At 55.3% G+C, this 26,943-nt stretch carries 18 protein-coding genes and 1 riboswitch; of the genes, 2 read left to right on the plus strand and 16 right to left on the minus strand.

Translation table 11 applies throughout. From position 1 onward, the window contains the following. Positions 1-83: 83 nt before the first annotated feature. The 4 genes from HW273_RS07395 to HW273_RS07410 form a co-directional block, all read right to left on the minus strand. Positions 84-1,115, minus strand: coding sequence for an ABC transporter substrate-binding protein (locus HW273_RS07395; protein ID WP_179011164.1), 1,032 nt, complete (start codon positions 1,113-1,115; stop codon positions 84-86). 336 nt (positions 1,116-1,451) lie between these two features. Continuing rightward, positions 1,452-2,498 (minus strand): TIGR03943 family putative permease subunit, encoded by a 1,047-nt coding sequence (locus tag HW273_RS07400; RefSeq protein WP_179011165.1) that lies wholly within the window; start codon positions 2,496-2,498, stop codon positions 1,452-1,454. Between the two features lie 11 nt (positions 2,499-2,509). Beyond that, positions 2,510-3,628 (minus strand): CobW family GTP-binding protein, encoded by a 1,119-nt coding sequence (locus HW273_RS07405; protein WP_179011166.1) that lies wholly within the window; start codon positions 3,626-3,628, stop codon positions 2,510-2,512. A 132-nt stretch (positions 3,629-3,760) separates the two neighbouring features. Continuing rightward, positions 3,761-4,510 carry an HAD family hydrolase gene (locus tag HW273_RS07410; protein WP_179011167.1) on the minus strand — a complete coding sequence of 250 codons (750 nt, stop codon included), beginning with the start codon at positions 4,508-4,510 and terminating at the stop codon, positions 3,761-3,763. A gap of 209 nt (positions 4,511-4,719) precedes the next feature. Here HW273_RS07410 and HW273_RS07415 point away from each other — a divergent pair, with 209 nt between their 5' ends. Continuing rightward, complete coding sequence (locus HW273_RS07415) at positions 4,720-5,334, plus strand: ribonuclease H1 domain-containing protein (protein ID WP_179011168.1); 615 nt, start codon at positions 4,720-4,722, stop codon at positions 5,332-5,334. 21 nt (positions 5,335-5,355) lie between these two features. On the opposite strand, the gene HW273_RS07420 is transcribed toward HW273_RS07415, so the two are convergent. The 10 genes from HW273_RS07420 to HW273_RS07465 all read right to left on the minus strand — a co-directional run bounded on the left by HW273_RS07420 (position 5,356) and on the right by HW273_RS07465 (position 15,125). After that, positions 5,356-5,973 (minus strand): cytidylate kinase-like family protein, encoded by a 618-nt coding sequence (locus tag HW273_RS07420; RefSeq protein WP_179011169.1) that lies wholly within the window; start codon positions 5,971-5,973, stop codon positions 5,356-5,358. A 10-nt stretch (positions 5,974-5,983) separates the two neighbouring features. Continuing rightward, positions 5,984-6,736, minus strand: a complete 753-nt coding sequence (locus HW273_RS07425; RefSeq protein ID WP_330603975.1) for an amino acid ABC transporter ATP-binding protein — start codon at positions 6,734-6,736, stop codon at positions 5,984-5,986. Beyond that, a complete protein-coding gene (locus HW273_RS07430; RefSeq protein WP_179011170.1) occupies positions 6,723-7,376 on the minus strand; it encodes an amino acid ABC transporter permease in 654 nt (217 codons plus the stop codon). Before HW273_RS07430 ends, HW273_RS07425 begins: the two co-directional genes overlap by 14 nt. A gap of 14 nt (positions 7,377-7,390) precedes the next feature. Continuing rightward, positions 7,391-8,224, minus strand: coding sequence for a transporter substrate-binding domain-containing protein (locus HW273_RS07435; RefSeq protein ID WP_179011171.1), 834 nt, complete (start codon positions 8,222-8,224; stop codon positions 7,391-7,393). 301 nt (positions 8,225-8,525) lie between these two features. Then, positions 8,526-8,960 (minus strand): CAP domain-containing protein, encoded by a 435-nt coding sequence (locus HW273_RS07440; RefSeq protein ID WP_179011172.1) that lies wholly within the window; start codon positions 8,958-8,960, stop codon positions 8,526-8,528. A gap of 80 nt (positions 8,961-9,040) precedes the next feature. Beyond that, a riboswitch (cyclic di-GMP riboswitch) is annotated at positions 9,041-9,116 on the minus strand. A gap of 182 nt (positions 9,117-9,298) precedes the next feature. Then, the gene (locus tag HW273_RS07445; RefSeq protein WP_179011173.1) at positions 9,299-10,141 is read right to left on the minus strand and encodes a class B sortase; all 843 of its coding nucleotides are present in this window, start codon (positions 10,139-10,141) and stop codon (positions 9,299-9,301) included. Between the two features lie 235 nt (positions 10,142-10,376). After that, positions 10,377-11,222: a carbohydrate ABC transporter permease gene (locus tag HW273_RS07450; protein WP_179011174.1), complete on the minus strand. Its 846-nt coding sequence runs from the start codon at positions 11,220-11,222 to the stop codon at positions 10,377-10,379. Position 11,223: 1 nt separating this feature from the next. Continuing rightward, positions 11,224-12,129: a carbohydrate ABC transporter permease gene (locus HW273_RS07455; protein WP_179011175.1), complete on the minus strand. Its 906-nt coding sequence runs from the start codon at positions 12,127-12,129 to the stop codon at positions 11,224-11,226. Between the two features lie 116 nt (positions 12,130-12,245). Beyond that, the gene (locus tag HW273_RS07460; RefSeq protein WP_179011176.1) at positions 12,246-13,607 is read right to left on the minus strand and encodes an extracellular solute-binding protein; all 1,362 of its coding nucleotides are present in this window, start codon (positions 13,605-13,607) and stop codon (positions 12,246-12,248) included. A gap of 216 nt (positions 13,608-13,823) precedes the next feature. Next, positions 13,824-15,125 (minus strand): glycoside hydrolase family 28 protein, encoded by a 1,302-nt coding sequence (locus HW273_RS07465; protein WP_179011177.1) that lies wholly within the window; start codon positions 15,123-15,125, stop codon positions 13,824-13,826. 263 nt (positions 15,126-15,388) lie between these two features. Here HW273_RS07465 and HW273_RS07470 point away from each other — a divergent pair, with 263 nt between their 5' ends. Next, a complete protein-coding gene (locus HW273_RS07470; protein ID WP_179011178.1) occupies positions 15,389-16,243 on the plus strand; it encodes an AraC family transcriptional regulator in 855 nt (284 codons plus the stop codon). Between the two features lie 186 nt (positions 16,244-16,429). Here HW273_RS07470 and HW273_RS07475 read toward each other — a convergent pair whose 3' ends face one another. Further along, positions 16,430-23,683 carry a S8 family serine peptidase gene (locus tag HW273_RS07475; protein WP_179011179.1) on the minus strand — a complete coding sequence of 2,418 codons (7,254 nt, stop codon included), beginning with the start codon at positions 23,681-23,683 and terminating at the stop codon, positions 16,430-16,432. A 234-nt stretch (positions 23,684-23,917) separates the two neighbouring features. Continuing rightward, complete coding sequence (locus HW273_RS07480) at positions 23,918-26,932, minus strand: N-acetylmuramoyl-L-alanine amidase family protein (protein WP_179011180.1); 3,015 nt, start codon at positions 26,930-26,932, stop codon at positions 23,918-23,920. Positions 26,933-26,943: the final 11 nt, after the last annotated feature.

Consider the following 26,943-nt stretch of genomic DNA (forward strand, 5'->3'; position numbering starts at 1 on the left):
AGCGAAGCTTCTCCCTGCCGTCCCTCTCGAAATCCTTCCCGCTCACAACCCCGATACAGCCGAAAGGGCCTGCCCGAACTGCTCTACTTGAGTCCGGAAACGTCGATGCCGAGGAGCTTCGCAGTCTCCTCATTAACTGTCAGCTTCATATCGGAAGCCTCTCCATAGGCGATCGGAAGCGACGCCGGCTTTTTGCCGTTCTTCAGAATCTCTGCCGCCTGTTTTCCTGCGAGCATGCCATGCCGGAAGTAGTCGATGCCGTAGGTAGCGAGACCTCCCTCCGACACCATATTCTCCTCTCCGCAGATCGTTGGAATACTGTTGTCGTTCGCGACCTGCGCCACTGTCGCCATCCCCGCCGCGATTGTATTGTCTGTCGGAATGTAGATCGCGTCCACCTTGCCGATCATGGACTCCACGACCGTCTGGATCTCGTTAGAGCCGGACACCGTATAGTCCGCATGTGAAATACCTGCGTCGTCCAGTGCCTTCCTCGCCATCTCTGCCTGAATCTCCGAATTCGCCTCCGCGGTGCAGAACAGGATGCCGACATTCTTCGCATCCGGAAGGATACGGCGAAGCAGGTCGATCTGCTCCTTGACCGGCGTAAGATCGGAAGCGCCGGTCACATTCCCGCCCGGAGCTGCATTGCTCTCTACGAGTCCGGAGCCCTCCGGATCGGTCACCGCAGAAAGCACGATCGGGATATCCTCCGTTGCCGCTGCCGCCGCCTGTGCCGCCGGCGTTGCGATCGCATAGATCAGATCCACCCTGTCGTTGACAAACTTCTCCGCAATGGTCTGACAGGTCGACTGTTCTCCCGAAGCATTCTGCTGATCCAGCTCATACAGGATCCCTGCCTCGTCCAGTGCCGCCGCAAAGCCCTCGTTCGCCCTGTCCAACGCCGCATGCTGCACGAACTGGAGCACACCGATCCGGTAGACTCTCTCATCTGCCGCCGCGCTTTCCACGCTCTCCGCGCCGTTTCCTGTCGTTATACTCTCTTCAATACTGCTTTCCGTTCCTGCTGCCTTCGACGCTGCGGATGTACCGCATGCCGCAAGGCTGCATACCATTGCTGCCGCTGCCAGTGCTGTGAGCTTCCTGCACTTCATACTCTCTCCTCCTCTGTCCCGTCATCATCTGCACTTGCTTTTTCACGTTGAAGCGTTAATCTCTTGTGAATTTAAATCATTATAGTTTTTTGAATACAAAAAAGCAAGGAGTTTCAATAAGAATCCTCCCTGCCATAAACTTCGGTAATGGCTTCCATAGCGCTACCCGTCCGAAAAACATGCTTCTTCCTGCATTCCCGCGGCGGCACTCCCTCGGACAAAAGCATCCGAAGGCATCCCCCTCCGAACCGCTCTAAGCTCTTCGCCAGAGGGGGATTGCAGGGACAAGTCCTGCAATAAACCGCGTGGCGCCCCAGAGCAGAAGCTCGAGGGCAGTCAGAAGCTGACCGGTTCTGCGATCTCGCCGGTTCGCGCAATGCTCTTCAGATACAGCACCGGTCCCTCTCCATGATATTCCGGCCGCTCCTCCATGCCGATCGAAGCAGTCAGCTTCGCCCAGTCTCTCGTCTCGAACGCCTCGATCATTCTCGGCTCCGCCTTGCAGACGTAGCCGAGGAAGCTCATATCCTGTGCGCAGCAGGTCATCGCCATACGCCCCGGAATAAATTCGTCCTTCGGCATATTTTTCCGCTTCAGCACCATTGCCGAGAAGCTGACCTCCTTCCCGAGATAACGCTCCGGATTGTCCATCACATCGAGGAACCAGATTCCGTAATCCTCCGGTCTCAGCTCGATAGAGCAGGCATTCAGATCGTAGGGAAGATCCTCCGGCAACGCGTCCTGCGTGATCTCTCCCTCCTGATTCTCGAGAATCAGCATCGCGTTCTGTCCCATCGCGCGTATCTTGCGGCGGAAGTCCACGAGCTGCTCCTTGGACAGCCCGTCACAGCGGTTGACAATGCAGAGCTCCGCATTTCGAAGCATCTGCCCCAGAAACGCACGCATATTCCCGTTATTCAGATGCAGGGAAAGCGTAGAGCCGTCAGCTATGGTGATCGTCTGATAGAGCACCCAAGATGCAGGGAGAGAAATCTCGTATTCCGGCTCTCTCCCCTGCTGTGCGGCGAGGAGCTTCTCGCTCATAGGGCCGTCATAGAGATCGTCCTGGTTCCACATTCCGTTCCACTCGATCAGGATGCGCTCCGGCCGATGCTTCGCCTCCAACACCGAGAGGTACTCCCGGTTCAGCTCCCGGATGTCCCGGATCAGAACTGCGACGGTATGATACTTGTCCAGATATTCCTGCGGGTACTCGACCTCCCCCTCCTCACAGAGCAGGAGCAGCGTCGTTCCCTCAGAACGGAAATACTCCTGTGCCATCGTAAACTTGATGAACTCGGTCTTGCCAGCCTCCAGAAAGCCGTTGATCAGAAACACCGGAAGCCGCCCGTCCTCCAAGTCGAAATTATCGCTTGCTGCCATATTTTCCGTCCTTATCCCTTAAACAGTGCGTTCAGCGCATCCTCGCGAAGTGAAGCACCGATGACCACCAGCCTGCCGGTATAATCCGGGCTGCCCTCTCGGATCTCCGTCTGCTCCGGGACGAGATCGAAGTACATCCACGGACCCTCCTGCGTCTTGAGCATCCCCTTCGCACGGACTACTGTGCCGAACTCCTCCGTATTTGCCATCCGGTCGAGCACATCCGAGAGCCATGCCCTGTCATAGGGCCTCGCCGTCTCCACGCTCCAGCTCATGAAAATCTCATCCGCATCGTGGTGATGATGGTGTTCATGTCCGCCATGCTCTGCATGGTGATGATGCGCATGCTCTGCATCCTCATGATGATGCTTACCATGCTCCGTATCATGACAGCCGCAGCCGCAATGCTCACCATGCGCATGCTCCGCATCTCCATGATGTTCGTGTCCATCATGCTCCGCATCCTCATGATGATGATGCTCGTGTGCATGCACTCGCTCCATAACCTCACGGAGCATCTCCTCCTCCATCGTATCCGGCTTACTCAGGATCTCCAAAAGCTGGGCGCCGCCGAGCTCCTGTACCGGTGTCGTAATCACCGTAGCCTTGGGGTTTATCGCCCTCACGATCTCTGCCGCCTCGTCGATCTTCTCTCCATCCGCGATATCCGTTCTGGAGAGCACGACCGTACCGGCGTACTTGATCTGATTATTGAAGAACTCGCCGAAGTTGCGGGAATAGAGCTTCGCCTTCTTCGCGTCTACGACGGTAACCGCCGCATGCAGCTCCACATCCAGCTTCCCGGAAACGCTCTTCACCGCGCCGATGATATCGGACAGCTTGCCGACGCCGGACGGCTCAATGAGGATGCGCTCCGGCTGATAGCGCTCCACCACTTCCCGGAGAGAGCTCTCGAAGTCCCCGACCAGCGAGCAGCAGATGCAGCCCTGATTCATTTCCCGGATCTCAATGCCGGCATCCTTCAGGAAACCGCCGTCGATGCCGATCTCCCCGAACTCATTCTCTATCAGTACCACCTTCTCCGTCTTCAGTGCCTCCGCGAGCAGCTTCTGAATGAAGCTCGTCTTGCCTGCGCCGAGGAAGCCGGAAATAATATCTATCTTTGTCATATCTGCCTCCTGTATATATGGTATGCCGGTATTTCCGATGCCGCCGGAATGTATGCGCATATTGCTGTGATTGCTCTTCCGTTAGCAGTCCATAACCGACTCTGCTAATCATAGAGCGGTTTCCATGCTTTGTCAACTCACAATCCCCCTAAGCGCCGGGAGAATCTCGGCCGCGTTGTCCACGCAGACCGTCGCGCCGTACCTCTCAAGCTCTGCCCGTCCGCGGAAGCCGTAGACGCAGCCAATGGAGGCAATGCCGGCATTCCTCGCCGTTTCGATATCGGTTCCGGTATCGCCGACAAAGACACAGTCAGACGGCTCTACCTGCAATTTCACACAGGCATCCCGCACTACACCCGCATCCGGCTTCAGCGGATGCGTCCCGTCGTCTGCCGACAAATAGTCAAAAAAGGACTCGCCGAAGGCGCTGTCCAGTACGAGCCGTGCCGCGTCCAGCGGCTTGTTCGTAATGCAGGCGATCCGGATGCCCTGTGTCCGCAGTGCCCTGAGGCAGTCCGGCATTCCCGGATACGCCTCGGCACGGTAGGTGCAGTTCTCCGGAAAAATCGAAGCATAATATGCATATGCCGCGTCCAGCTCCGCCATTACCTCATCCGCCTGCTGATCCAGCTCGAAGGCACGATCCTCATCCTTCTTCTCCCAGCTCTCCGCCTCCCGGTAAAGGCGGTCTGCGGTCGCCTGCAGGGATTTCTCCACGAAAACCCGGGAACCGCAGCCCACATAGCGCCGTGTCTGCTCCTCTGTGATCGGGTCGAAACCGAAATGCGCCATCGTTTTATTCATAGCCGTCCGGAGACTGCACAGCGTATTCACCAGCGTGCCGTCCAGATCAAAAAAAACTGCCTTCACTGCCTTTGACATCAGTCAGATCCTTTCTTATACTATATTAGCTATACTGTACTGTATTAGCCATTGACCATACTGCCTGCATAGCAGGGGATTTATACAGTGCCTCTATGCCGCGTTTTGCTACACCATACGTGTATAAGTCCCTCGCGCCGCTCCGCTGCCAGTGGCAGCTCCCACGTCGCTGACAGTGGACTTATACAGTATATTGGGAAAGGGGTATCATGTCAAAGTTTTATTATGCTGTACGAAGGGGGAGAACCCCCGGAATATATGAGAGCTGGGAAGAATGCTGTCAGGAAACCGGCGGCTTCCCCGCCGCGGTCTATAAGAAGTTTCCATCCCGAGAGGAGGCGGAGCGCTTTCTCTCCGAGGAAAGCAGCGGTGCGTCCGCTGCGCCGCTCTCTCCGGAATCGGAATATACGGCGATCGCCTATGTCGACGGAAGCTATCACGCTGCTAAGGGGATCTACGGCTACGGTGTGGTTTTGCTCTTCCAAAGCGGCTCCATGCTCCGCTTTCAGGGCTCCGGCAGCGATCCGGAGCTCGCTTCCATGCGGAATGTCGCCGGAGAAATTCACGGCGCCATGCGCGCTGTCACAGAGGCGGAGCGGCTCGGGCTGCACTCCCTCACGATCTGCTACGACTATATGGGGATCGAATGCTGGGCGGAGGGAAGCTGGAAGCGGAACAAGGCGGGAACAAAGGCATATTACGAATTCATGCAGGAAAGGAAACAGCGCCTTGCCCTCCATTTTCAGAAGGTCAAGGCGCATTCCGGCGTAGAATATAATGAGCTGGCTGACCGTCTCGCGAAGGAAGCCGCCGGTATCCTGTAGCATTTCAGGCAGGCGCTTCGTTCAACGCTTCTCCGGAGCCCCGAAGCGGCTCCGCACCGCCGCAGACAAAATCTCGACACAGCCCTCGACGCCGAAGCTCTCGGAGTCCAGCATGAGATCTTTTCCCTTCTGCTGCGTCCAGTGATTCATGGAATAGAAGCGGTAATAGCTCTCACGTGCCGCGTCCTTTTCTCGAATCAGCCGCCGTGCTTCCCGCCGTTCAATGCTGTTCTGCGTCATGATATTCTCGACGCGGTAATCCTCCGGTGCGTAGATGTAGACATTCAGCACATTATCTTCATTCCGGAGAATATAGTCCGAGAGACGGCCGATAATGACGCAGCGCTCCCTGCTGTGAAGATCCCGGATCAGCTGCATTTCCTGCCGGAAGAGCCTGTCCCCCATGCTGTCCGCGCTGCTCGTCAGGTCGAGGAGCGGTGCGAGGAAGCCGCGCTCCACCGTTTCATCGTGCCTGCTGATAAACTCCGTATCGATTCCGGTCTTCCGCGCGGCACGATCCAGCAGCTCCTTGTCGTAGAAACGGATTCCCAGACGCCGGGAAAGCTGCTTCCCGATCTCATGTCCCTTCGCGCCCGACTGCCGGGCGATACACACCGTAAAGGGTTTCTGTTCTGTCATAGCTTCCCCCTCAGAGCACACTGGAGAGGAAGCTCCTGAGCCGCTCCGACTTCGGATTCGTAAACAGCTCCTCCGGGGGAGCGTCCTCTACGATATAACCGTCCTCCATGAAAACCACCCGATCCGCCACCTCTCTGGCAAAGCCCATCTCATGCGTGACCACCAGCATGGTCATGCCCTGCCGCGCCAGCCGCTTCATGACGTCCAGCACCTCGCCGACCATCTCCGGATCCAGCGCCGAGGTAGGCTCATCGAAAAGCAGGATGCGCGGATTCATGCAGAGCGCCCGGGCAATCGCGACCCTCTGCTTCTGTCCGCCGGACAGTGTCACCGGATAGGCATCCCGCCGCTCATACAGCCCGACCGTACGGAGCAGTTCCCCCGCCTTCTCCTGCGCCGCGCCTTTGTCAAGCTTTTTCAGCAGCACCGGTGCCAGCGTCAGATTTTCCAGCACCGTATAATTCGGGAAAAGGTTGAAATGCTGGAATACCATTCCGATATTCTCACGATATTTATTGATGTCCTTAAGCGCCGAGAGCTCCTGCCCCAGCACCCGGATCTCTCCCCCCTGCGTCTCCTCCAGCCTGTTCAGGCAGCGGAGCAGGGTGGACTTCCCCGAGCCGGAGGGCCCGATGATGCAGACGACCTCACCCTCCTTTACGGTGAAGCTGATATCCCGAAGAACCTCCAGCTCTCCGAAGACCTTATGCAGACCCCTTACCGAAATGATCTCTTCCGCCGCCATCTCCTCACCTCCTGTCATAGCTTAGTCTCCGCTCCACATATTTGCTGAGCAGCGTCAGCAGCGTAATCAGGACAATGTAGAGGATCGCGGCATAGCTGTACAGCTCGAACGCCTTGTAATTTCTCGCAATGATGGTCTTGGCACTCATCGTCAGCTCATTCACCGAAATAGCCGAAAGGATCGCCGTGTCCTTCAGCGTCGTGATAAACTGATTCATCAGGGACGGAATCATGATTTTCACCGCCTGCGGCAGGATGATCTTCCGCATCGTCTGCGCATAGCTGAGCCCCAGCGAACGCGCCGCCTCCATCTGTCCGTAATCGATCGCCTGTATCCCGGCGCGGAAAATCTCCGCCATATACGCGCTGGCGTTAAGCCCGAGAATCAGCGATGCCGAAACCAGCAGCGGGAGTGCGTTCTTGATGACGCCGAAGTAGAGAAAAAGCGCCAGAATCATCAGCGGTATCCCGCGAATAATCGTAATGTATAGATTCGCGATGCGGTTCAGCAGCGGCTGCTTCGAAATGGAGAAAATACAGACCAGCACCCCCAGCACGATGGCGATCAGAATGCCGAATACCGCAATCAGCAGCGTCAGCCTAAGACCCTCTAAAAGCCTCGGAAGGTACCGGACGAACATACTGAAATAATCAAACATAAAGCTTCCTCTGATCAGCCCTCATAATTTGCGAGAATCTTATCATAGCTTCCATCCGCCTTCAGCTTCGAAAGTCCGTCGTTGAATGCGGAAAGCAGATCCTGATTCATCCCCTTATTAACCGAGAAGCCGACACCGCCCGGCGTATTGACCGCCTCCACCGCGACCCGAAGTCCCTCCTGTTCCCCGATCTTGATCTGATAGGAGATCACCGGGAAATCCTCAAGCAGCCCGTCCGCCTGCCCGTTCCGAACCGCCATCGCGGTAGAAGCGGAGTCCTGCAGCGTCGAGATCGTGAAGCCGTACTTGTCCTTGTTGTCCTCCGCCCAGAGCGCGCCCTGCGTGCCCTCCTTGACAGCAAGCAGCTTCCCCTCGAGATCCTCCAGCTTTGTGATCCCCGAATCCGCCTTCGTCACCAGCGCGAGCCCCGAATCATAGTAGGAATCCGAGAAGTCCACCGTCTGCTTCCTCTCGTCCGTGATGCTCATGGAGCCGAGTCCGCCGTCAATCGTTCCGGAGACCAGAGCCGGAATGATCGCGGAGAAGTCCATCGGCTGCAGCTCAACGGTAAAGCCCTCCTGCTCTGCGATCGCATGAATCAGATCCACATCGATTCCTGTATAGCTCCCGTCGTCCTGCTGAATCGAAAACGGAGCGAACGCCTGATCGATCGCAATCTTGAAGGTCTTGCCGCGTACCGCGGAGCCGCTGTCCGCTCCGCTCTCCTCTGCTTTCGCGTTATCCGCCGTGCTCTCCGCCTTCGTCTCCGGCGCAGGATTTGCGCCGCAGCCTGCCAATGCGGAAACTGCGCATGCTGCCGAAAGTACCATTGCCAGAAGCTTCTTCATAATGATTCCTCCCTCAACGAAAATGACGAAATCGTCTCCTCAATGTTGCCGCTTATTTTAGTCTTATGTCCCGGATTTGTCAAGGATTATTTATTTGAATATTTTCCTTGTTAATTTTATATTTATACATATATTTAGGGATTCATTTCAAATAAAACTGATATTTATTCTTTTACAGGCTTTTCAAAGTGAATTTTATTAAAAGACAAAGTGTCTTTTAATCACGTCGCAAAAACAGAGAGGGACAGGTATCTCGCCCTGTCCCTCTCTGTTTTTGCCGAAATTTATATGGAAATACGAATCAATATCCGAACTCCTCCGCCCAGTAGAGCTTGCCGTTCTGCTCGAATACGGAAATCGCACCGCTCTTGAAGTCTGCCTTCAGGATATTTGCCTTGTGCTCCGGAGATGCCATCCATGCGTCTACGACCTCCTCTACGGTACCGTAGTACTCGGCGAGGTTCTCTCCGTAGAGAACGCTGGAATCTGCAGTGTACCATGCACTTCCGTCCGGTCTGGTGTGGGAAAAGCTTCTCACGAGCTCCTGTGCTCTGACAGAGGCTGCGCTCTCGATCTGCCCGTTCCAGCTCAGCGGGCTGAGCCCGTTCTGCGTGCGAATAATGTTGACACGGTCAAAAGCCGCATTTGCTCTCGCGTCTGCCGCGAAAGCAGCCATTGTGAAAAGCAAGCTGAGCAGTAAGCTCAGAGTGAAAAATCTACGAATGCTCCTAAACATAAACAAGCTCCTTCTAACGAGGGAGCCAGGCAGAATCTTACATATACATCGTCATATACCTATAACTGTCATATACATAAAATTGCAGCTGGCTGACATTTTACAGTCCCTATAGCTTTGCGTCGCCGGTTTTCACCGGGTTTGCCAAATTTGATTGATGGGCTGTGCCTCTCCGACACACCGCATTTTTATTTGATAATTAAATTATATCATTGATTTTTTTAATATCAATCCCTTTAAGTATACAGTTTTTTAAATTGTATAATAATTTTTTTAAATACATAACTTCTAAATCTGCTCCCGCCGGAAAGCCCGGACGAGAGCCAAAATAAACTCTTTTATTCCGAATCCGCAGGGCGCTCTGCCACAAGCGCAGCATGCACCAGCGTCCGCTGATTGCTCCCGCTCCTCCCTGCGCAGGTAGAGAGCGTGAGCAGCCTCGGCCGCTTCGTGAAGTCCACGGCATTCTCCGGATCCTCCTGACAGGAAGAGTAGGACAGAGCCCTCTTCACATAGCTGTCATAGCCCTCCTCTCCGAAAAAATCCTCATAGGAGGGACTCTCTGTCGTCGTGTGATAGCAGGAAAAGATGCGGTACTTCCGTATTTTGTCTTTCGTATACAGATAGATGTACGGGTCGCGCTTCAGCAGCTCCGGATCACGGAGCAGATTTTTCAGCTTCCCGAACATGGAGCCGTCCTTCATATTATGCCCGAAGAGAAAGGTATTTCCCTCCTCGTAGCTGCCGTCTGCATTGGCATCCAGAAAGATACAGCCCGCGTAATTGGACTCACCGCGAAAGGTCGTGTGGAGGTAATCGGCGTTGTCCCGGCTCGCAGCAACCGGATATTGCAGCTCCAGCACCGGAATATAGAGCACCGAGGAGAAATCGGGATTGATTTCACAAAGCGCCGCAGTGTCCACACGGATATCCGGAAAATACTCCGCTGTCTCCGAGGGCTCCGGCGCATGCTCCGTCTCCGGGACAGTCTCAGCCTCCATATAAATATAGGACTCCAGCCCCGAATACTCCTGCCCGGCATGACGGTACTGCATGAAATCCCGAAGAAAAAGCCCGCCCGAGACGAAGAGCACCGTGAGCAGGAAGACCGGGATCAGATAAAACAGGACGCCGCGCCGCGCCGTGCCTCTCTCCTGTCGTTCCATACGCCCCTTCTTCATCCTCTCTCCTTTTCTGGGAACCGCCGATAGATTCTCCGCTCCCCGTTCCGTATCTTTCTAAAGAGTAGCACATCCCGACGGATTCTGCCACGATATCTCACGGAAGTCTGCCATATTTTTCCAACCGTTCATAACTGTTCGTAACCGTTCGTAACGATTCAGCCAAGCCACTCAGGCTTCCCTTTGTCCTATCCGTCGGGAAGATCTGCCCGCCCGGACCGTTGCCGCTGTTCTCCTAGCCCTTGAGACCGGAGGTGCTGATGCCCTCCACCAGATACCTTTGCAGGGTGAAGAAGATCAGCATCGCGGGCAGGATGGACAGCGTCGCCATCGCAAACATCGCACCGTAGTCCGAGGAGCTGCTGGGATCACAGAACAGCTTCAGCGCCAGCGACACCGGATAGCTTGCCGTCTTATTTACATAAAGCAGCGCGCCCAGAAAGTCGTCCCACCTCCACATAAAGGAGAAGATCGTGGCGGTAATGATCGCCGGCGTGATCAGCGGGAAAATAATCCGGGTAAATACCGTATAATAGGAGCAGCCGTCGATCTTTGCTGCCTCATCCAGCTCTCTCGGGATGCCGTCGATGAAGTTCGTCATAAGATATACGAAAAAGCCCTGTGTCGCGAACCAGTAGGGCACGATCAGCGGAAAATAGGTATTCACCCACCCCAGCTTCTGATACCAGAGATACTGCGGGATCATCAGCACCTGCGCCGGCAGCATCATGGTCACCAGCATCGCCGAAAAGAGCAGCGGCTTCAGGGCAAAGCGGCAGCGGGAAAAGCCATAGGCAACCACAGCCGAGGAAAGCACCGTCCCGATCGTCGCAGCTATGGAGATGAAAAGCGAATTCCTGAAAAAAACGGAAAAGGCGACACCGGCAAAGCCCTTCAGCCCGTTTCTGTAATTCGCCAGCGTGAACCGACCGGGCAGCAGGCTTCCGGCAGTCGTAAAGATCGTATTGGTCTCCTTGAAGGAGCTCATAAGCATCCAGATCAGCGGATAGATCATTATCATCCCGAACAGCATGACGATACAATGATAGATAACCGCAGACACTTTCCCTTTTCTTTTCATCTTAAAATCCCCCGTCATATACCCAAAAGCGCTTGGTCGCGAACAGGAACCAGGTAATCAGACCGACGATCGCCAGCATTATCCACGCCATCGTTGCGCCGTAGCCGGTGCTGCTGAACTGAAAGGACTGCTGGTACATATAGACGGTGTAGAACAGCGTCGTATCCATCGGTTTTCCCTGTGTAATGATATAGCACTGCGTAAATGCCAGAAAGCCGTTGATAAGCTGCATCACCAGATTAAAGAAAATCGTCGGCGTCAGCAGCGGCAGCGTAAGTTTCCAGAAGCCCTGCCATTTATTGGCACCGTCGATGTCTGCCGCCTCATACAGTGAGCCGGGGATCTGCTTCAGGGAGGCGAGGAAAATCAGCATAGAGGAGCCGAATTGCCAGACCGCGAGGATAATGAGCGTCCAGATCGCGGTGGAGGGAAGCCCCAGCCATGCCGGTCCCTTGATTCCCAGCTGCGATAGCAGAATATTGATCGTCCCGTCCACGGCGAACATCCTCTTCCAGAGAATCGCCACCGCCACGGACCCGCCGATCATAGAGGGCAGATAATACATGGCCCTGTACACGCCGGAGAGCTTGCTGCCCTTGAACAGCAGCAGGGCAATCAGCAGGGCGAAGATCAGCCGAAGCGGCGTCGAAATAAAAGTGAAGCGCATCGTCACACCCAGAGCCTTTATCCACCGTTCGTCCGTAAACATCCTTTGAAAATTACCGATCCCTGTGAAAACCGGAGGATTCAGGATATCATAATTACAGAAGCTGTAATACAGGGAAATCCCCATTGGGACAATCATAAATAGCAGAAAGCCGATGGTGAAGGGAAGGGTGCAGAGATAGCCCGCGACATTCTCCTGATTCAGCCATTGACCGAGCGTTTTTCTCCCTTTTTTCTTCATAAAAGCTCCTTTACAGGTCTGCTGTCATCTCCGGAAAGAGGATATCAGGCAGACCATCCGGCTCCGATATCCTCTCCCAGGTTTTGCGTATGATTTTGATTATGAAATTCCTGTGATTACTGTCGGCTCATAATCTCATTTCCTTCCTTAAACAGCTTCTCTGCCGCTGCTGACGCATCGATCTGCTGATAGAGAACCTCATCAAGGATCGTGTTGCATGCATTGTAGACCTCGTTCGCTCCCGTCGGGATCGCCGGACTGATCTGGCTGCTGTTCTTTGCTACGACATTGTTGACAAACTCCGTTACTGTCTGCGTCGTTTCTGAGGTCTCCGGCGCAATTGCCTCCGCAACGACAGAGGAAGCGGGGATCCCTCTTTCTCCTAAGAGGATCTTGTTGGCATCCACATCATTGGTTATGAAATTGACGACCTTTACTGCCTCTGCTTCACTTTCCCCTGCATCCTTCGATACGGAGAAGAACTGACCCGGCTTCAGGAAATTCGACTTCTTGGGATCCGGCGACGGCCAGGTAGTGATCCCCAGCTTTACTCCCTCCGGCGCAGCCTTCACCATCGCCTCCATCTGGTTTGTCCAGAAAAATGCGCACCATGCCTGCGTTTCCCTGGAGGAGAAATACACCAGCGGAGACTCCTCTACCGAGTTAGAGGTCAATCCTGCATGCACATCCGCCCCGATGATCCAGCCTTGCTCAGCGCCGTCCTGATACACCTTGAAATAGGGAAGGAACGCGCCGGCATCCGCCACATTCATCTTCTTCTCCTCCGCATTAAAGAGCTCCGTCACGTCTGCCGCCCGCAGGATATAGGGCAGGAAGTTATCCGACGCGCCGTAGGGAAGATCCGCCTTCGTCCCCGTCTTCTCCAGCATCGTGCGGCAGACCTCCTCGAATTCCTCTATCGTCATATTGTCCTTGATCTCTACACCTGCCTCCTCCGTGAGCGTTTGATTGTAGAGAAGCGCCGGCGCATTTACGCCCGCACAGACCGCATAGAGCTTGCCGTCCACGGAGCCGGAATCCACGATGCTCTGAGAAATATTGCTGACATCCAGCGTCCCGTCCTCTACATAGGGGCTCAGGTCTGCCAAAGAGCCTGCCTTCACGAACTGCTTCAGATAGGAATAATCCATCTGCAGGATATCCGGCAGGGAATTGCCCGCCGCGCTGGTCTGCAGCTTCGACCAGTAGGAATCCCAGTCTGAGGGCTGCGAATCGAAGCTTACGCTGTTCTTCTCACTGTAGAGATCCAGCACGCCCTGCGTGCGCTCATTGCGGATCTGGTTCCCCCACCAGGAAAAGGTCAGGCTGCTTGCCGCCGCGTCCGCCGTCGTTCCCTTACTCTCCGCCGCTGCCGCGGTGCTTCCCGCAGCTCTTTCCCCGCTCTGTGAGCCGCCGCAGCCTGCGAGACTGCCTGCCGCCATCAGCATCAGCGCTGCTGCCACTGTCTTTCTTTTCATAAATACCTCCTAAACCTTTTTCCGCCTCCGAATTTTATCAGGAAGCACTGATTCCATCGGGAAAGTTATATGTCAACAAACGTGAACCATGAATAAATCAGTGTTTCCTCAGATCTATAGCAATTGTATACAAATTTTGCGAATTATGATACTGAATTATCTGCATTTTTACATTGAAATTACAGATTTTTTTAGAAATCAGGCAAATCAGCCGGTTTATTCCCTGATAATCTCATTTTTTATGTATTTTTTCATATCCCCCTCTACCAGCAGCTGCCCTTGAATCTCTATATTTTTCCCCTCCCTGATATATATACAAGGAAGCTCCCGCAAATAGCAGCCCCGCACCGAGGGTCTTTCATCGATGCAGTCAGGGAGATGCGGGCCCTGCCTCTTCCATACGAAGTGCACCTGCTCCAGAGAAACATCCTCTATGGGAGACTCCTTCTCTCCGGCTATGACGATACTTCCCTCGCACATCACCCGCACATGATCGAAGAATACCCGTGAAATCTTTCCGGGTATCCGTGTTACATTCTCTCGCTTCGTCGCAGAGAGAAAGATCGGATCTCCCTTTCCCCACCAGTAATGCACTCCTGTATTCCTGCTGATGCAGTCCGCATAACGCCTCGTATTGCCGCTTACATGATGAATGCTGATGTCGTGGATCTGTCCGCCATCCCGAGACCAGATCCCGATCCCCCGCGTACAGTCCTCGAGGATGCAATCGGAGAGCGTAATATGATGAATATCCCCCCATGTTTCTGTCCCGATCTTCAGGGCGCAGGAACGGGACTTCATGATGCAGCCGCTGATCACGATATTCTCGGAACCTCCATACTTCCGGGTCATGGGCGCTGTGGTTTTCACTACCACAGAATCATCGCCGCCCCGGATGATGCAGCCGCGGATCAGCACATTTTTGCAGCAGTCCGGATCGATCCCGTCATTGTTGGGTCCCGCCTCCTCATTCAGGATACGGAGATTTTCGATGAGAACGTCTCTGCAGCCCGCCATGTGCAGCGTCCAATACGCAGAATCATAGAAACATACATCCTTTACCGTGAGATTATGCACATCCTCCAGAAAGCTCATGCGGGGGCGCAGCCCTCTCACATCGAGCGGCGCTTCATGAAATCCCCCGTCGGAATCATCATCATAAAAGCTCAGACGCCCCTGTCCGTCGATTGTACCCGTTCCGGAGATCGTGATGTTCCGCTCATGCTGCGCAAAGAGGAAACAGCCTCCCTCCCATCCGGTGTCCGCATTGTCATCCTCAAAGCTTTCGGAAAAATCGATCATATCCGCCGGGTTCATACTGGACAGGAGGGTCGCGCCATTTTCGAGGTGAAGATCCACATTGGAGCGAAGCACCAAAGAACCCGAGAGGAAGCTCCCCGCCGGGATCAGAACTCTTCCGCCGGTTCTGCTACAGGCGTCGATCGCCGCCTGAATCGCCGCCGCATTGTTATGGACGCCATCCGAAACTGCACCATAATCCAAGATATTGTATACCATGGAGCTCTCCTTCTCTGTCCCATACTGTATAAGTGCCCTCACACCGATACCAAAATTTCGAATCGGCATTTTCTCCGGCTCATCAACATTTTCTCAGAATTATATGTAGAAAATACCTTGCATGCTACAATAAATTATAGTAATTTTTGCAAAAACCACTTCTTTTTTTGACTAAGCTGTGTTATTTACTGTATAAGTCCCTGTCCGGCGGACGGACGAGAGACAAATTTCATCGATTTCATCGAATTGTCAAAAGGAGTCCTATGCAGCCTGACAGCATCCCGGAGACGGTAAACTTTTTTGTGGAAACCCAGCTTCGCCCCGCCTCCTTTTATATGCCTTACGAGCACACGCATTCTGTTCTGGAATACTATTTCCTGCGCCGCGGAAAATGCGTTTATATGATAAACGATTCCTTCCTGCATCTGGAGGCAGGCAATATCCTCCTTATCACCCCCGGCACGAAGCACAACACCAGCTATACGGGAAAGGAATGCTCTGAGCGCGTCACCGTATATATCCGAAGAGATGCCCTGCCGTCCATCCTCTTCGAAAAGGCGCCGGAGCTCTCCGCCATGCTGGAGCATACCGCGAAGCTCATTCCGGACGCGTCCGGTCGGATACAGATCGATGCGCTCCTCAGAAGAATGTCCGCGCTCCAGCATACAGAGCAGAAGAATGCCGGTCTCCTCATGTCTCTCTACGTCAGCGAGCTGCTCACCATCACGCTCAGTCATTCCATAACGGCGCAGGATATCTTCATTCCTACCAGCGCCCTGGAGCCGGATATCGAAAGGGCGCTGCATCTCATCGACACCGGCTTCGATCAGCCGCTCTCTCTGGCGCAGCTCTCCGGAGTATTAAAGCTGAACCCCTCCTACTTCTCCCACAAATTCTGCCAGCTGACAGGACACAGCTTCAAAAAATATCTGAATAATGTCCGGCTGCGTCATGCCATGCACCGGCTCATCGTGAGCGACGACACCATTACGAAGATCGCGGCAGACTGCGGCTTCAGCAGCAGCAACTATTTCAAAGATCTCTTCCGCAGCCATATGGGCTGCTCTCCCAGAGAGTACCGGAAGAAGCATACCGTCTCCGCAAAAACGGGGCTGTGAAAAAACAAGAAACGCCCGCCACACATCACAGCTCGCATTTCAAATGCGCTGCATGATCATATGGTTTCTGGTCTTCGTTTTTTCACAGCCCCGAAAACTTGTATTCCGATACTGCATCCCGTACCGCGGAATCGCAGGCAAAAGCCCGCTCTTCTGTGCAGGTTTCTCAGGATAAGACGGCAGCTCCTATCTCTTCACGGCAACTCCCTGCACCGTCCACCGTCCGGCAGCATCCACTGTGTAGCCGTCCGGCGTCATCCCCGCCGTATACAGGTGCCCCATGTCCTTTCCCGGCTCGGTCTCGAAGTAATAGCAGTATCCATCGATCCACTGCCAGCCGGTCAGCATTTTCCCCTTGAAGCCGTCGGAAACCGGATTCAGGTAGTACCGGCTGCTTCCCGTGCTGATCCAGCCGGTCTGCATATAGCCATCCGCACCGAAATAGTACCATACTGTACGCCCGGCATCTGTCTGTACGCCCCAGCAGCTCTTCGCTGCCGTTCCCGATGCACTCTGGTAACGCCAGCCTCCGGCATCCTGCGTCCAGCCGCTGCCGAGAATCTGCACAGAAGCACCCGCAGCGCCTGCGCCTGCTGCCGCTCTGACGGAGGGGCTGACGCTGTGTCCTCCCGAACCGCCTGTGCCGCGGCGTCCGCCCGAGCCGTTATTTTTCCCTCCGTTCTCATTTTTCTTGCCATTGTCATCCGGCTTCGGATCCGTCTTTCCGCCGTCATCCATCTGATAGCAAAGAAGCGTTCCGTCGGAGCGGCGTACATCATAGTTCTCAGTCGGACGCACAGCCGCATTGTCCGAGCCTACGATGAATCTGCCGCCGCGTCCCGGATTCCTGAGGAAAGCGAGCGGCGAAACGGAAGAAATCTCCTTCGGGAGCTGTACCTCCGTCAGCTGATTGCCTGCGAATACATAGTCCGGAAGCTCCGTGATGCCCTCCTCGTAGCCTGCCATCCAGCCATTCACCGTAAGCTCTGAAATCTCATTGTTCTCGAAGGCTCCCTTTCCGAGCTCCTCCTGCCGCTTCGCCGTCTCCAGCCTGCGGATATGATTATTCCGGAACGCGTGATCCCCGATATGACTGGTGTAGGTACCGAGCTCCAGCGTCTCAATTTCATTGTTTTCAAACGCCGCCGTCCGTATAACATGTGTCAGCTCCGGCAGCCTGACCTCACCGAGCGCATCGTTTCGGAACGCATACTCATTGATATAGACAAGTGCGGCGCGGTTAATATCCCGGAGATCCCAGCCGAAAGACTGGAGCCCCGTATTCATGAAGGCGCCTGCCCCTATGCTCTTTACCTTGTCCGGCAGAATCACCGAGCTAAGGGACGCTTCATAGAATGCGAAGTCGCCGATCTCCGTGACAGAGCCCCCGTTCCCCGCAACCGGGAGCCGCAGATTTCCTCCTGCCCCCGTATAACGAAGGAGTACACCGTTTTCAATCAGATAGTCACTCTCTCCGGTATTTCTCTCTACCTCCGCTGTCAGCGCCGTCTTGCCGTTGATTTCCAGAGAAACCCGTGTTCCTGCTGCCATCGGCTTTACTTCCGCCTCAAAGAAGCCGTCCTCATTTGCCGCTGCCGTTACCGTCTCCGCGCCTGCCCGGATCGTCACCGAAGCGTTCGGCGCCGTGAAGCCGACGAGCTTCCGGTCGCTATCCAGCACCGGCAGCCGGAGATGCGGCTGATACGCATAGTAGTAGAACTCCGCTGCATTGGTCTTCTGCAGCTTAAGCTCCGCCGCAGGATCCGCGCTGAAATACGGTGTTCCGTCCTTACGGATCACCGGTGGCTCGAAGCGTATGCTCTGCCCCATCCGGTAAAAGCGCTCTGCCGGAATATTCCTCGTAATCGTCGTGACATCCGTGCCATAGTAGTGTGCCCGCTTCAAAATCTCCTCATGATCCCTCGCATTCCGTGCGGTAATCGTCACAACTGCCGGATTGATGAGATACTGTCCGCTCTTCCCGTTGAGCGGACTCTCCGGATCAGTATAGATCCGTGCGTAATTGTAATCCGTCCGGTCGTAGGTACCGAAGGCATCGTCCGTGATCTCCCGAAGCCTCGGCGCTTCGATTTCTACATCGCTGCTGCCGCGGAACGCGCCCTTTCGGATGCTCTCCACGCCGGGCAGCTTCGCGCGAAGCGGACTCCCCGCTCCCTCAAAGGTGCTCTCCGCGATTTCCGTGATTCCCTCCGGCAGGGTAACCGTGAAGGACTTATCATCCATGCCATCCTTGTACTGGAAAGCAAATGCCGATGCGCCGATCTTCGTTACCGTATCCGGAATCTCTACATTTTTCAGATTATTGTTTTTGAAGGCGCCGTCGCCGATCTCTGTAAGTCCCTCCGGGAACGTCACGGTTTCCAGCTTTTCTTCCTTTCCGACACCGTCAAAGGCTCCCTTCCCGATCTTCTCCACCGGCGTATCCCGAATTACCGAAGGAATCGTCACATTCCTGCTTTTTCCGCTGTATTTCGTGATGGTGCGGCTGTCCGCATCAAATATAAATTCTCCCTCATCGCTCGGATTCACGGGCGGATCGACATGGGCGCCGCCGTTTTCCGCATCCTTCCACTCCGGGTTCGTTGCCGCGTCCGCTGCATAGAGCCATGTCGTTTTCACCGCATAAGCGCCCTTCGGCGAAATGGACTCGGTCTTCGTAAAGGAGCCGTCATAGACATAGGAATGGCTGATCGCTTTCTCGGACGCCTTGGTATCATAATATACGCCCATGCTTTCACTGACCGGCACACTGTCCTTATACGTCGCCACGATATAGAGCGGCTTATCCGTCTGTATCATGTATTCGCTGAAATCGATGGTACTCCAGCCGTTTTCCTGCAGTGCATCCGGGTACTCTCGGAAATCTGCCAGCTCTACGAGGCGCCCCGTATCATTGTAGGACAGCACGCCGATCTCCATATAATGCCCGCCAAAATACTGGTTCAGCACCGTGAAAATATCCGCCGACTTCAGGATGCCGCCCTTATGCGGTGACTGAAAGCGAACTGCCATCCCCCGTACACCGCTGGTGAAAAAGATAGTCTGGTAATTGCCGCTTGCATCCGTTTCCTCTGTGTAGTGATAGTCCACGGTCTCCGACAGCAGACTGCCGAGAGGCTTAAGCTGCACCGGCGCGATGGCGTTCTCTCCGGCGTGAAGCGTGATTTCCTTCTGTACGGCGGCATAGCCCTCCTTATAGAAGCGCACGGTATAGCTTCCTTCGTAGATCCCGTCTGCTGTGAAGCCGCCGTCCGCCCCGCTGTATACAGGCGGAAGCGTTTCCTCTGCTTCGATCCGGATCCGGACATCCGAAAGTCCTTCCCCGTTTTCTCCCGTCACACGCCCGCTGAAGGATGCTTTTTCCGCCGGCTCCAGCACGATATCATCGAGCAGAACCCTGCCGGAACGAAGATCGATATTCTTCACTATCCTGCTCCGGAAGCCGTAGGCGGAAACCTCCAGTGTGTAGGAGCTTCCGCTCCGGTTCATCGCATGGTCGATCCGGAAGGAGCCGTCGACCGCAGACGACTGCGTATACCGTCCCGTCTCCTTCACAGAAACCTTCGCCTTAAGTGGAATGGCATCGCTTCGGTATTTGCCTGCCTCCTCTGCGCCGCGATCCTCTGCATTGGTTAATTCCGGCTTTCCGCCCGAAGCGTTTCCCGAAGAAGCGCCTGCGTCCTCTTCTGTCAGGGCATACTGCGCCCGAAGCGGCAGGTCGCCGTTTCCGAAACTCTCTCCGCTCCGGAGCCTTGCCGTCCCATCCTTTTCTCTCCTTTTTTGAGAATCTATAGAGGATACGGCATCCTCCTTCCGCTCTTCACTGTCCGGAATCACAGACGATGTCGCGACCCGCTCTGCACTTTCGAGCTCAGAGGACGTTTCGTTCTTTTCCTCTCTTTCGAGCTCGGAGGGAGACGCAGTTCTTTCCTCTCTCTCGGGCTCGGCGGATGTCGTGATGCTTTCCTCCCTTTCCGCTTCAGACGGCGTGGCGAGTCTTCCTCCGGCTCTGCCCGACGCTTCTCTCTGCTTCATGAATTCTGCATTGGCGGCACCGACATAGACATTGTCGATGTACCAGCCGAGGTTATAGTTATCGATCCAGCCGCCCTTCGTGGTAACGGCATGGAATCTAACCTCCACCTCTGTTCCTGTATAGTCCCTGAGCGAGGCACCAAGCTGCTGCCAGGTGAAGATCTGATCATGATCCTGCACCCTTTCCTTGGAGAGAAGCTGCGTCCACTGCCCGCTTCCCTTCTCCCGGATCTCCACGGTAAACGCCGCCGTATCCGATACAGCATCGTTGCCGGAATAGGAGTCAAAATAGAGATGATCCCCCTCCTGCACGCGGAACGCCGGCATCAGAAGCCAGCTGTCCTGATCGTTATGAATCTTTCCGGAAAGATTGGTGCCGAAGACATGGCTGACCTCTCCTGTCCGTTCCTTCCGGAGTCCCTCCCACGCTGTCCTCGGGAGAAGCGACATATCCTTGGTATCCGGAATCTCCGGCACGCCCCATTCCCATTCGTTCAGCGTACTGCTGCCTGCATTCTCCGCTCCGGACAGGAAGCCCTGCTCGCCGTCCTCGAAGTCATAGGCGGCAGTCTCCTTATATGCGGTGTAATGCACGGTCAGCTCCTTGGAATACTGCCCGATGTTCCCGCTCCGATCTGCCGCGCAGACACGGTACACATAGCTCTCGCCGGAAACCGCCTCCGTATCATACCAGTTTACCCGGTAATGCGAGGCCGGACGCTTCGGATCCTCTCCCTTGTTAATGAACTGGAATGCATCCTTATCCTGTTTCACCTCTGCGACAGTCCGGAACGCGTCCGCATCCTCCGAAGCGCCGCGCCGCTCGATCCGATATTCCTTCATATCCGTCTCTTCATTGGCGACAAAGGAGAGCAGCAGCCCCTTCTTCTCAATGCGTCCCCGCAGATCCTGCACCTGTCCCGGCGCGGTGTTCTCGCCCTTGTCTACCCGCAGGTTGTCAAGGTACCAGCCGACGCCCTCGTCTCCGTCATGTCCGAAGAAATAGAAGCGAAGCTGCAGCGGCCTTGCCTTTCCTGCATATTTTTCGAGAGAAATGGTGTTATGCTCCCATGCCCGATCCTTAATATCCGGACGCAGCACAACCTGATAGATATCCTCCCAGTCTCCCTCTCGTCCGCTTAGCGACGCCTGCAGCTTCGCCTGTGAGATGCCGCTGAAGCCATTGTACATATCCACAGAAAGAGACGGAACCGTATGCGGATCCTGCGGATCCACCGAAACATTGCTCAGGTCGATCGGCGGAAGATAGAGGTAGCTGTCCACACGGCGCTCGAAGCCGGCATAACCGCCGTTGATTCCGATATAGCTTTTGTTCTCACTGCCGTCTCCGCTGTCCGGGAAGGGAGGCTCCGCATTGGAGCTCCTGTGAGAAATCGCCCAACTACCATCCATCAGGAAGCCGCGCAGTCCCTCCTCCGCCCTCTCGAAGTTCTCCGACCATGGGAGGCTCGCCCCCTTCTGAACTGTGACAGTCGTCTCCTTCTTCACTTCATGATTCGCATAGTCGGTGACAATCGCCTCGATATGGAGCGTTCCCGTCCCGAGCTCCTCCGAGGGGATCACCGCGGTATACACGCCGTTTTTCTGTTCTCCCGAGAACAGGGTCATGCGGATTTCCTTCGCCTGTCCGCTCTCTGCATTCAGCCAGTAGCGAAGCATGAGCTTCCGGATAGACACATCATCGGAGGCATTTGCCGTCACCTTGACATCCCTCCCGATATAGCCCTCCGGGTTCACATCGAGGGAAAGCTTCGGTTCCTCTGCATCCGTTCCTTTCTGGTATACCGTGCCGATGATCGATGCCTGCCCCCGATCCATGAGCTTCGCGACCGCATCATACGCATTGATGAGTCCCGCGCCATAGGCGTCGTTCGGGCTGCCCGGATACTGTCCGTCCTCCAACGGCTCCGCCGTTTCCATCAGGAGCGCCCGAACCTCCTCCAGCGTATCCACCATTTCTTCCTTATGGTATTTCTTCGCAGCAGAGCGAAGCAGTGCCACGACGCCCGCGACATGCGGCGCCGCCATGGAGGTGCCATTCCACGAAACATATGTTCCGGCAGAATTCACGGAGCGCACCTGCACGCCCGGCGCAGAAAGCTCCGGCTTTGTTATCCCACTGTTGAAGGCGGATGGTCCCTTGTTGGAGAAACGTCCGATCTTCTTGTTCCGATCCACAGCCGCCACTGCAATGACATTCTCATAGTTTGCCGGATTGGATATCGTGCCCTTCCCCGGAATCTTGCCGGAGGTATTTCCCGCGGCAAATACCGGAATGATGCCAGCCTCTACCCATGCGTCCGTCACATCCTTGAACCAGATATCCGTATCGGCTTCTCCGCCCCAGGAATTGTTGACGACATCCGGATGCATCTCCAGCATCCACTGCGCTGCGGCAATCAGATTATCCACCTCGCCGCCCTCCGGTCCCATGGCGCGGGCAGTAATGAACTTTGCCCCCGGCGCGACACCGATCCGATTCAGATTACTGCCCTCCTCACCGACGATCGTCCCCGCTACATGGGTGCCATGGTCGTCCGAGGAGGTCAGCTGCGGAACAGTCGTACGATCTACAAAATCCCGATAGCCGCCGCCCTCCCATACCTTCGTGGCAGGATCATCCTGCTTCTTCAGGATGGTATCGCTCGCTGCATCATAGTCGAGGAAGGCGCGGCGGAGCGCCTTCAGATTGTAGTTCGCACCGCCGTCAATGATGCCGACCACCGCATCCCTGCCGTCCACGCCGAACTCCTCCCATACCTTATCGGCATGAACCATCTGCACGCCCCATTCGATATCCCTCTCATCCGGCTGGTACAGTGTGCTTCTTTGTATTCGTTTCTTGATGGAGTCCTGCTTCGTGCCGTCATCCTCTACCGGCGCGATGCTGTCCACCCTCCTGTTTTCCGTGAGCAGTATGAGCTCCGGCAGGGCGGCAAGCTGCAGCACGAGCTCCCGATCCTCTGTTACGAGATGGATTGCGTTTGTAATGTAGAAGGATTCCCATTCCGTAACTCTCCCCTGCTTCTCCGCCTCTTCGATCCGCTTTATGGCTGCCGCCTGTGCCTTCTCCGCCTTTTCCTTCCGCGAAAGACCCTCGTCCTCACAGCGGAACTTGAGCAGGAGATCATACGGCGCTGTCATCCCGGAAAGAAGCTTCTCCGCTTCTGCCGTCTTCTCCGGATTTCCGCTCTCCGAAGCGGTGCTCTCGCCCTCTCTGCGATCAGCCGAATGGACAGCGGCACTGTCCGTCAAAAGAGGTGCCGCATAGGTCACCGGCTGCGTTCCTGCCGCAATCTGGGACAGGAGAAGCGCTGCGGCAATCGTCCGTGCCGCAGCTTTCTTTGTAATATATTTCAACATAAGTCTCTTAACTCTCTTTTCCTTCCTTTTCCTTTATTTTCCGCGCTGCTCATTCGCACGCAGAACCGCACATTTACTGTATAAGTCCCCTGTCAAGCGGAGCAACGCGAAGGACTTATGTAATTGGTAGTGCCGAAGCTTTCGGCATGGGGTTCGTAACAATTCAGGAACCGTCGATTAAAGCAGAAAAGTCATATGCGAACAGACGTGCGTCACAAACCAATCCATGCTTCCTCAGTATGATGGCGACTTCAGCGCGATATCGAAGCTGGTTCTCGCATACCCTGCCATATAGAGCGTCACCGTGAATACCGGGTACCTCCCTGCCTCGTCCGCCTTCAATTCCCCGATCTTATCCGCATACCTGTACAGGGCTTCCAGATTAACGGCAGCAATCGGCGTCCCTGCCGCACTCCAGTCCTTGTCAGTCCCGGCAATTCCGACGGCAAACGCCGCATCCGCAGGCTCCGACTTTTTCCTGAGCGTCACGCCCATTGCCCTCCACTGCGCTTCGGGAATGGAACGATCAGAAACCGCAATGCGAATCGTCCCTCTGCCGTTCATCACCGGAAGCCCATCCTGAAGCGGATAAGCATCCTTGTAGGAATCCTGCAATGCCGCTGCGGCGGGAATCGGGGTTCCCTCCTCCGTGATCTCCGCATAATGCAGCGTCACAGAGGCCTCCGGCGCGCCTGCCATCACAGCGCGAAGCGTCACGCTCCGGCTCCGGATATCCTGTGCTATCTCCTCATACGGAACTATCAGCTCGGCAAGCCCTGTACTGTAATTCCGTACTGCCCTGACCTTTTCCAGCTTCCGATCTCCTGCATACAGCCGGATAACAGACGGATTGTCGTCTCCGTCCAGTCCCGAAACCGAGATCACAATGGGCGCATAGGGTGCGAGCTCTGCAGCTGCACTGAGCGACAACGCCTTATCCTTTTTGTAGGAAAGCGTAAGCTCTGCCGTCTCCGCATCCTCTGCCGCCTCTATGCGGAGCAGATAGCTCTTCCCCTCCGAAAGACTCGCTGTCCCGAGAACAGCAGCGGAATGCAGCCGGAGCTGCTTCTTGTCTTCGTCCATTGTATAATCCTGTCCTGCCGTGAGCAGCCGCATCGAACCGCCTTTTTCTCCAAAATACAGCCGGACATCCTTTGGTTCCGTCTCATCCCAGGAGAAATTTCGAAGTGTGAGCAGCGGTTCCTCCGCCGCGTAATAGCCGCCGGATTTATCCGGCGTCAATGCCGGCGCATTGCGGTAGCTCAGGCGGATGCTGACCGGCTTTACGCCGCGCATCCGCATTTGCATCGTAAACGTACTGCCGCCCCATGCGCTGCTGCTGATATAGCCTGCCTGATCAAGCGCCGCATAGTCCGGAATGCTTACCCGGTAGCTCCCATCCGATTCCTTCTCGAAATGAAGCTTCTCTGTCACATCCGTACTGCCTGCGATGAAACGCACCTTCTCCGCGTCCTCATCCGTCACACCATGCAGGATCACCCGCTTGGAAACGGACGTTTTCCTCGAGACATCTCTGTATTCAACCGTAGACGCGCCGTCTCGGTTCTCTTCCCATTCGACGCTCCGATCCGTCGTAATCGTCAGATACGCGTCTCCCAGCTTCGTCTCTCCATCATAGACCATGAGGGAAAGCATTTCCTTCAGTTCATTCGGCATCAGATCATCCATACGGATCGACGCCGCCTTCTCTGCTTCATCAAAGGAGAAGCCATGATCCTTCGTCAGCCTGAGGTAATCCGGATAACCGGTTCGGAGGGACAGCCCGCTTCCGTCTCCCTTATAGTTTTCCAGCGTCAGCACCGCTGTTTCGTCGAAGCGATAGCTGTGCTTCTCACTTCCCCAACTCGTGCTTTCCGTATGATCCCATTTCAGCGTAACCTTATCCGTTTCCTCCGCCTTGTTGAAGCGAATCCGCATCGTCACCGCGCCGAGGCTCTCAAAAGACTCCAGCAATCCGTTGTATTCGGATGGAAGATCATCCAGGATCGCCCTTGCCGTCACTTCCCTGCCTGCCTCCGGTCTTGTCTCAAAGCTCCAGCTCATAACTTTGAGATCCAGCGTCCTCTGATCAGATAGCGTAAATCGGATCTTCTTCGGAAAGAAGCTGTAGTCGGAGGGATTATTGGAAATATAATCCGCGCTCACGTCCTCCGGCTGCTCAAATCCGGTAAAGCGCAGCTCCTCCGGTGGCGTCGGCTCCTCCTGCTTCTTCCGAAAGCTGACGGAAATGCTGACCTCCTGCCCTAAGAATTCCGCCTCGAGCTCCTGATAGCGAGACGGAATGTTGTAGCCGTCTGCTGTTGCCGTGACAGTGCCGCCCTCTGCCGCCTCCTCTGAAAATCTCCATTCCTTTACTTCCAGCGAGACATATCTGCCGCTCTTCATACGGAAGCGCACCGCTCTCGGCAGCTTCTTCCGATAGGATGCCGCATTCCCGTCGATGTAATCAAGCACCACATCCTCCGGCTGCACATAACTGAATACGCCGTCCTCCTTACTGATCTCGCTGTCGCTTGCCTTTCCGCCGTGCTCTGTTTCTTTCCCGCCCGGGATCTCGCTCGGGCTCGTCTTTCCGGGGCGGTTCGGATCCGTCTTGCCGGAATCGTCCCGTTCTCTCCTTCTCCTGCCGCCGGAGCTGCTCCCGCCTCCGGAAGCGGCGGCCGCCGCTCTACGGGGTGTCGCCGGCTTCGCTGCCGTAGAAATGCCCTTTCCCGCCTCGTAATGCACGCTGCCATCCGCTTCCGTCCAGCGCCCGTCCGCATTGACATAGTAATGATCCGGCGTCATCCCTGCCGTATACAGGTGCCCCATGTCCTTTCCCGGCTCGGTCTCGAAGTAATAGCAGTATCCGTCGATCCACTGCCAGCCGGTCAGAAGCACCGCTTTGCCTCCCTCCACCGACGTATGCAGGAAGTACCAGACTCCGTTCCCGTCCTTTACCCAGCCATGCTGCATCGCGCCGCTTCCGGGTTCAAAATAATACCAGCTGCCGTCTGTGCCCCGGTTCCATCCTGTCTCCATATTTCCTGTTTCCGGAGCCAGATAATACCATTTATCGCCCAAATGAAGCCATCCTGTCTGCGCGATCCCCGCACTGTAATACCGCCAGCTCCCGTTTTCCTGCAGCCAGCCGCTTCCCTGCGCCGCAGAAACTGCCGCCAGCGGAGATGCCATGGTACAGGTGAATGCCAGCGTCAGCGCCAGCATCTTCCATAGCTGTTTCCTCATATTCCCTCCTA

Origin of the sequence: Oribacterium sp. oral taxon 102 (assembly GCF_013394775.1) — a bacterium.
Lineage (GTDB): Bacteria > Bacillota > Clostridia > Lachnospirales > Lachnospiraceae > Oribacterium.

Bases quoted from the DNA above. Each gene is read 5' to 3' on its own strand.
- HW273_RS07395 (WP_179011164.1), bottom strand. From the start codon at position 1,115: ATGAAGTGCAGGAAGCTCACAGCACTGGCAGCGGCAGCAATGGTATGC.
- HW273_RS07400 (WP_179011165.1), bottom strand. From the start codon at position 2,498: ATGGCAGCAAGCGATAATTTCGACTTGGAGGACGGGCGGCTTCCGGTG.
- HW273_RS07405 (WP_179011166.1), bottom strand. From the start codon at position 3,628: ATGACAAAGATAGATATTATTTCCGGCTTCCTCGGCGCAGGCAAGACG.
- HW273_RS07410 (WP_179011167.1), bottom strand. From the start codon at position 4,510: ATGTCAAAGGCAGTGAAGGCAGTTTTTTTTGATCTGGACGGCACGCTG.
- HW273_RS07415 (WP_179011168.1), top strand. From the start codon at position 4,720: ATGTCAAAGTTTTATTATGCTGTACGAAGGGGGAGAACCCCCGGAATA.
- HW273_RS07420 (WP_179011169.1), bottom strand. From the start codon at position 5,973: ATGACAGAACAGAAACCCTTTACGGTGTGTATCGCCCGGCAGTCGGGC.
- HW273_RS07425 (WP_330603975.1), bottom strand. From the start codon at position 6,736: ATGACAGGAGGTGAGGAGATGGCGGCGGAAGAGATCATTTCGGTAAGG.
- HW273_RS07430 (WP_179011170.1), bottom strand. From the start codon at position 7,376: ATGTTTGATTATTTCAGTATGTTCGTCCGGTACCTTCCGAGGCTTTTA.
- HW273_RS07435 (WP_179011171.1), bottom strand. From the start codon at position 8,224: ATGAAGAAGCTTCTGGCAATGGTACTTTCGGCAGCATGCGCAGTTTCC.
- HW273_RS07440 (WP_179011172.1), bottom strand. From the start codon at position 8,960: ATGTTTAGGAGCATTCGTAGATTTTTCACTCTGAGCTTACTGCTCAGC.
- HW273_RS07445 (WP_179011173.1), bottom strand. From the start codon at position 10,141: ATGAAGAAGGGGCGTATGGAACGACAGGAGAGAGGCACGGCGCGGCGC.
- HW273_RS07450 (WP_179011174.1), bottom strand. From the start codon at position 11,222: ATGAAAAGAAAAGGGAAAGTGTCTGCGGTTATCTATCATTGTATCGTC.
- HW273_RS07455 (WP_179011175.1), bottom strand. From the start codon at position 12,129: ATGAAGAAAAAAGGGAGAAAAACGCTCGGTCAATGGCTGAATCAGGAG.
- HW273_RS07460 (WP_179011176.1), bottom strand. From the start codon at position 13,607: ATGAAAAGAAAGACAGTGGCAGCAGCGCTGATGCTGATGGCGGCAGGC.
- HW273_RS07465 (WP_179011177.1), bottom strand. From the start codon at position 15,125: ATGGTATACAATATCTTGGATTATGGTGCAGTTTCGGATGGCGTCCAT.
- HW273_RS07470 (WP_179011178.1), top strand. From the start codon at position 15,389: ATGCAGCCTGACAGCATCCCGGAGACGGTAAACTTTTTTGTGGAAACC.
- HW273_RS07475 (WP_179011179.1), bottom strand. From the start codon at position 23,683: ATGTTGAAATATATTACAAAGAAAGCTGCGGCACGGACGATTGCCGCA.
- HW273_RS07480 (WP_179011180.1), bottom strand. From the start codon at position 26,932: ATGAGGAAACAGCTATGGAAGATGCTGGCGCTGACGCTGGCATTCACC.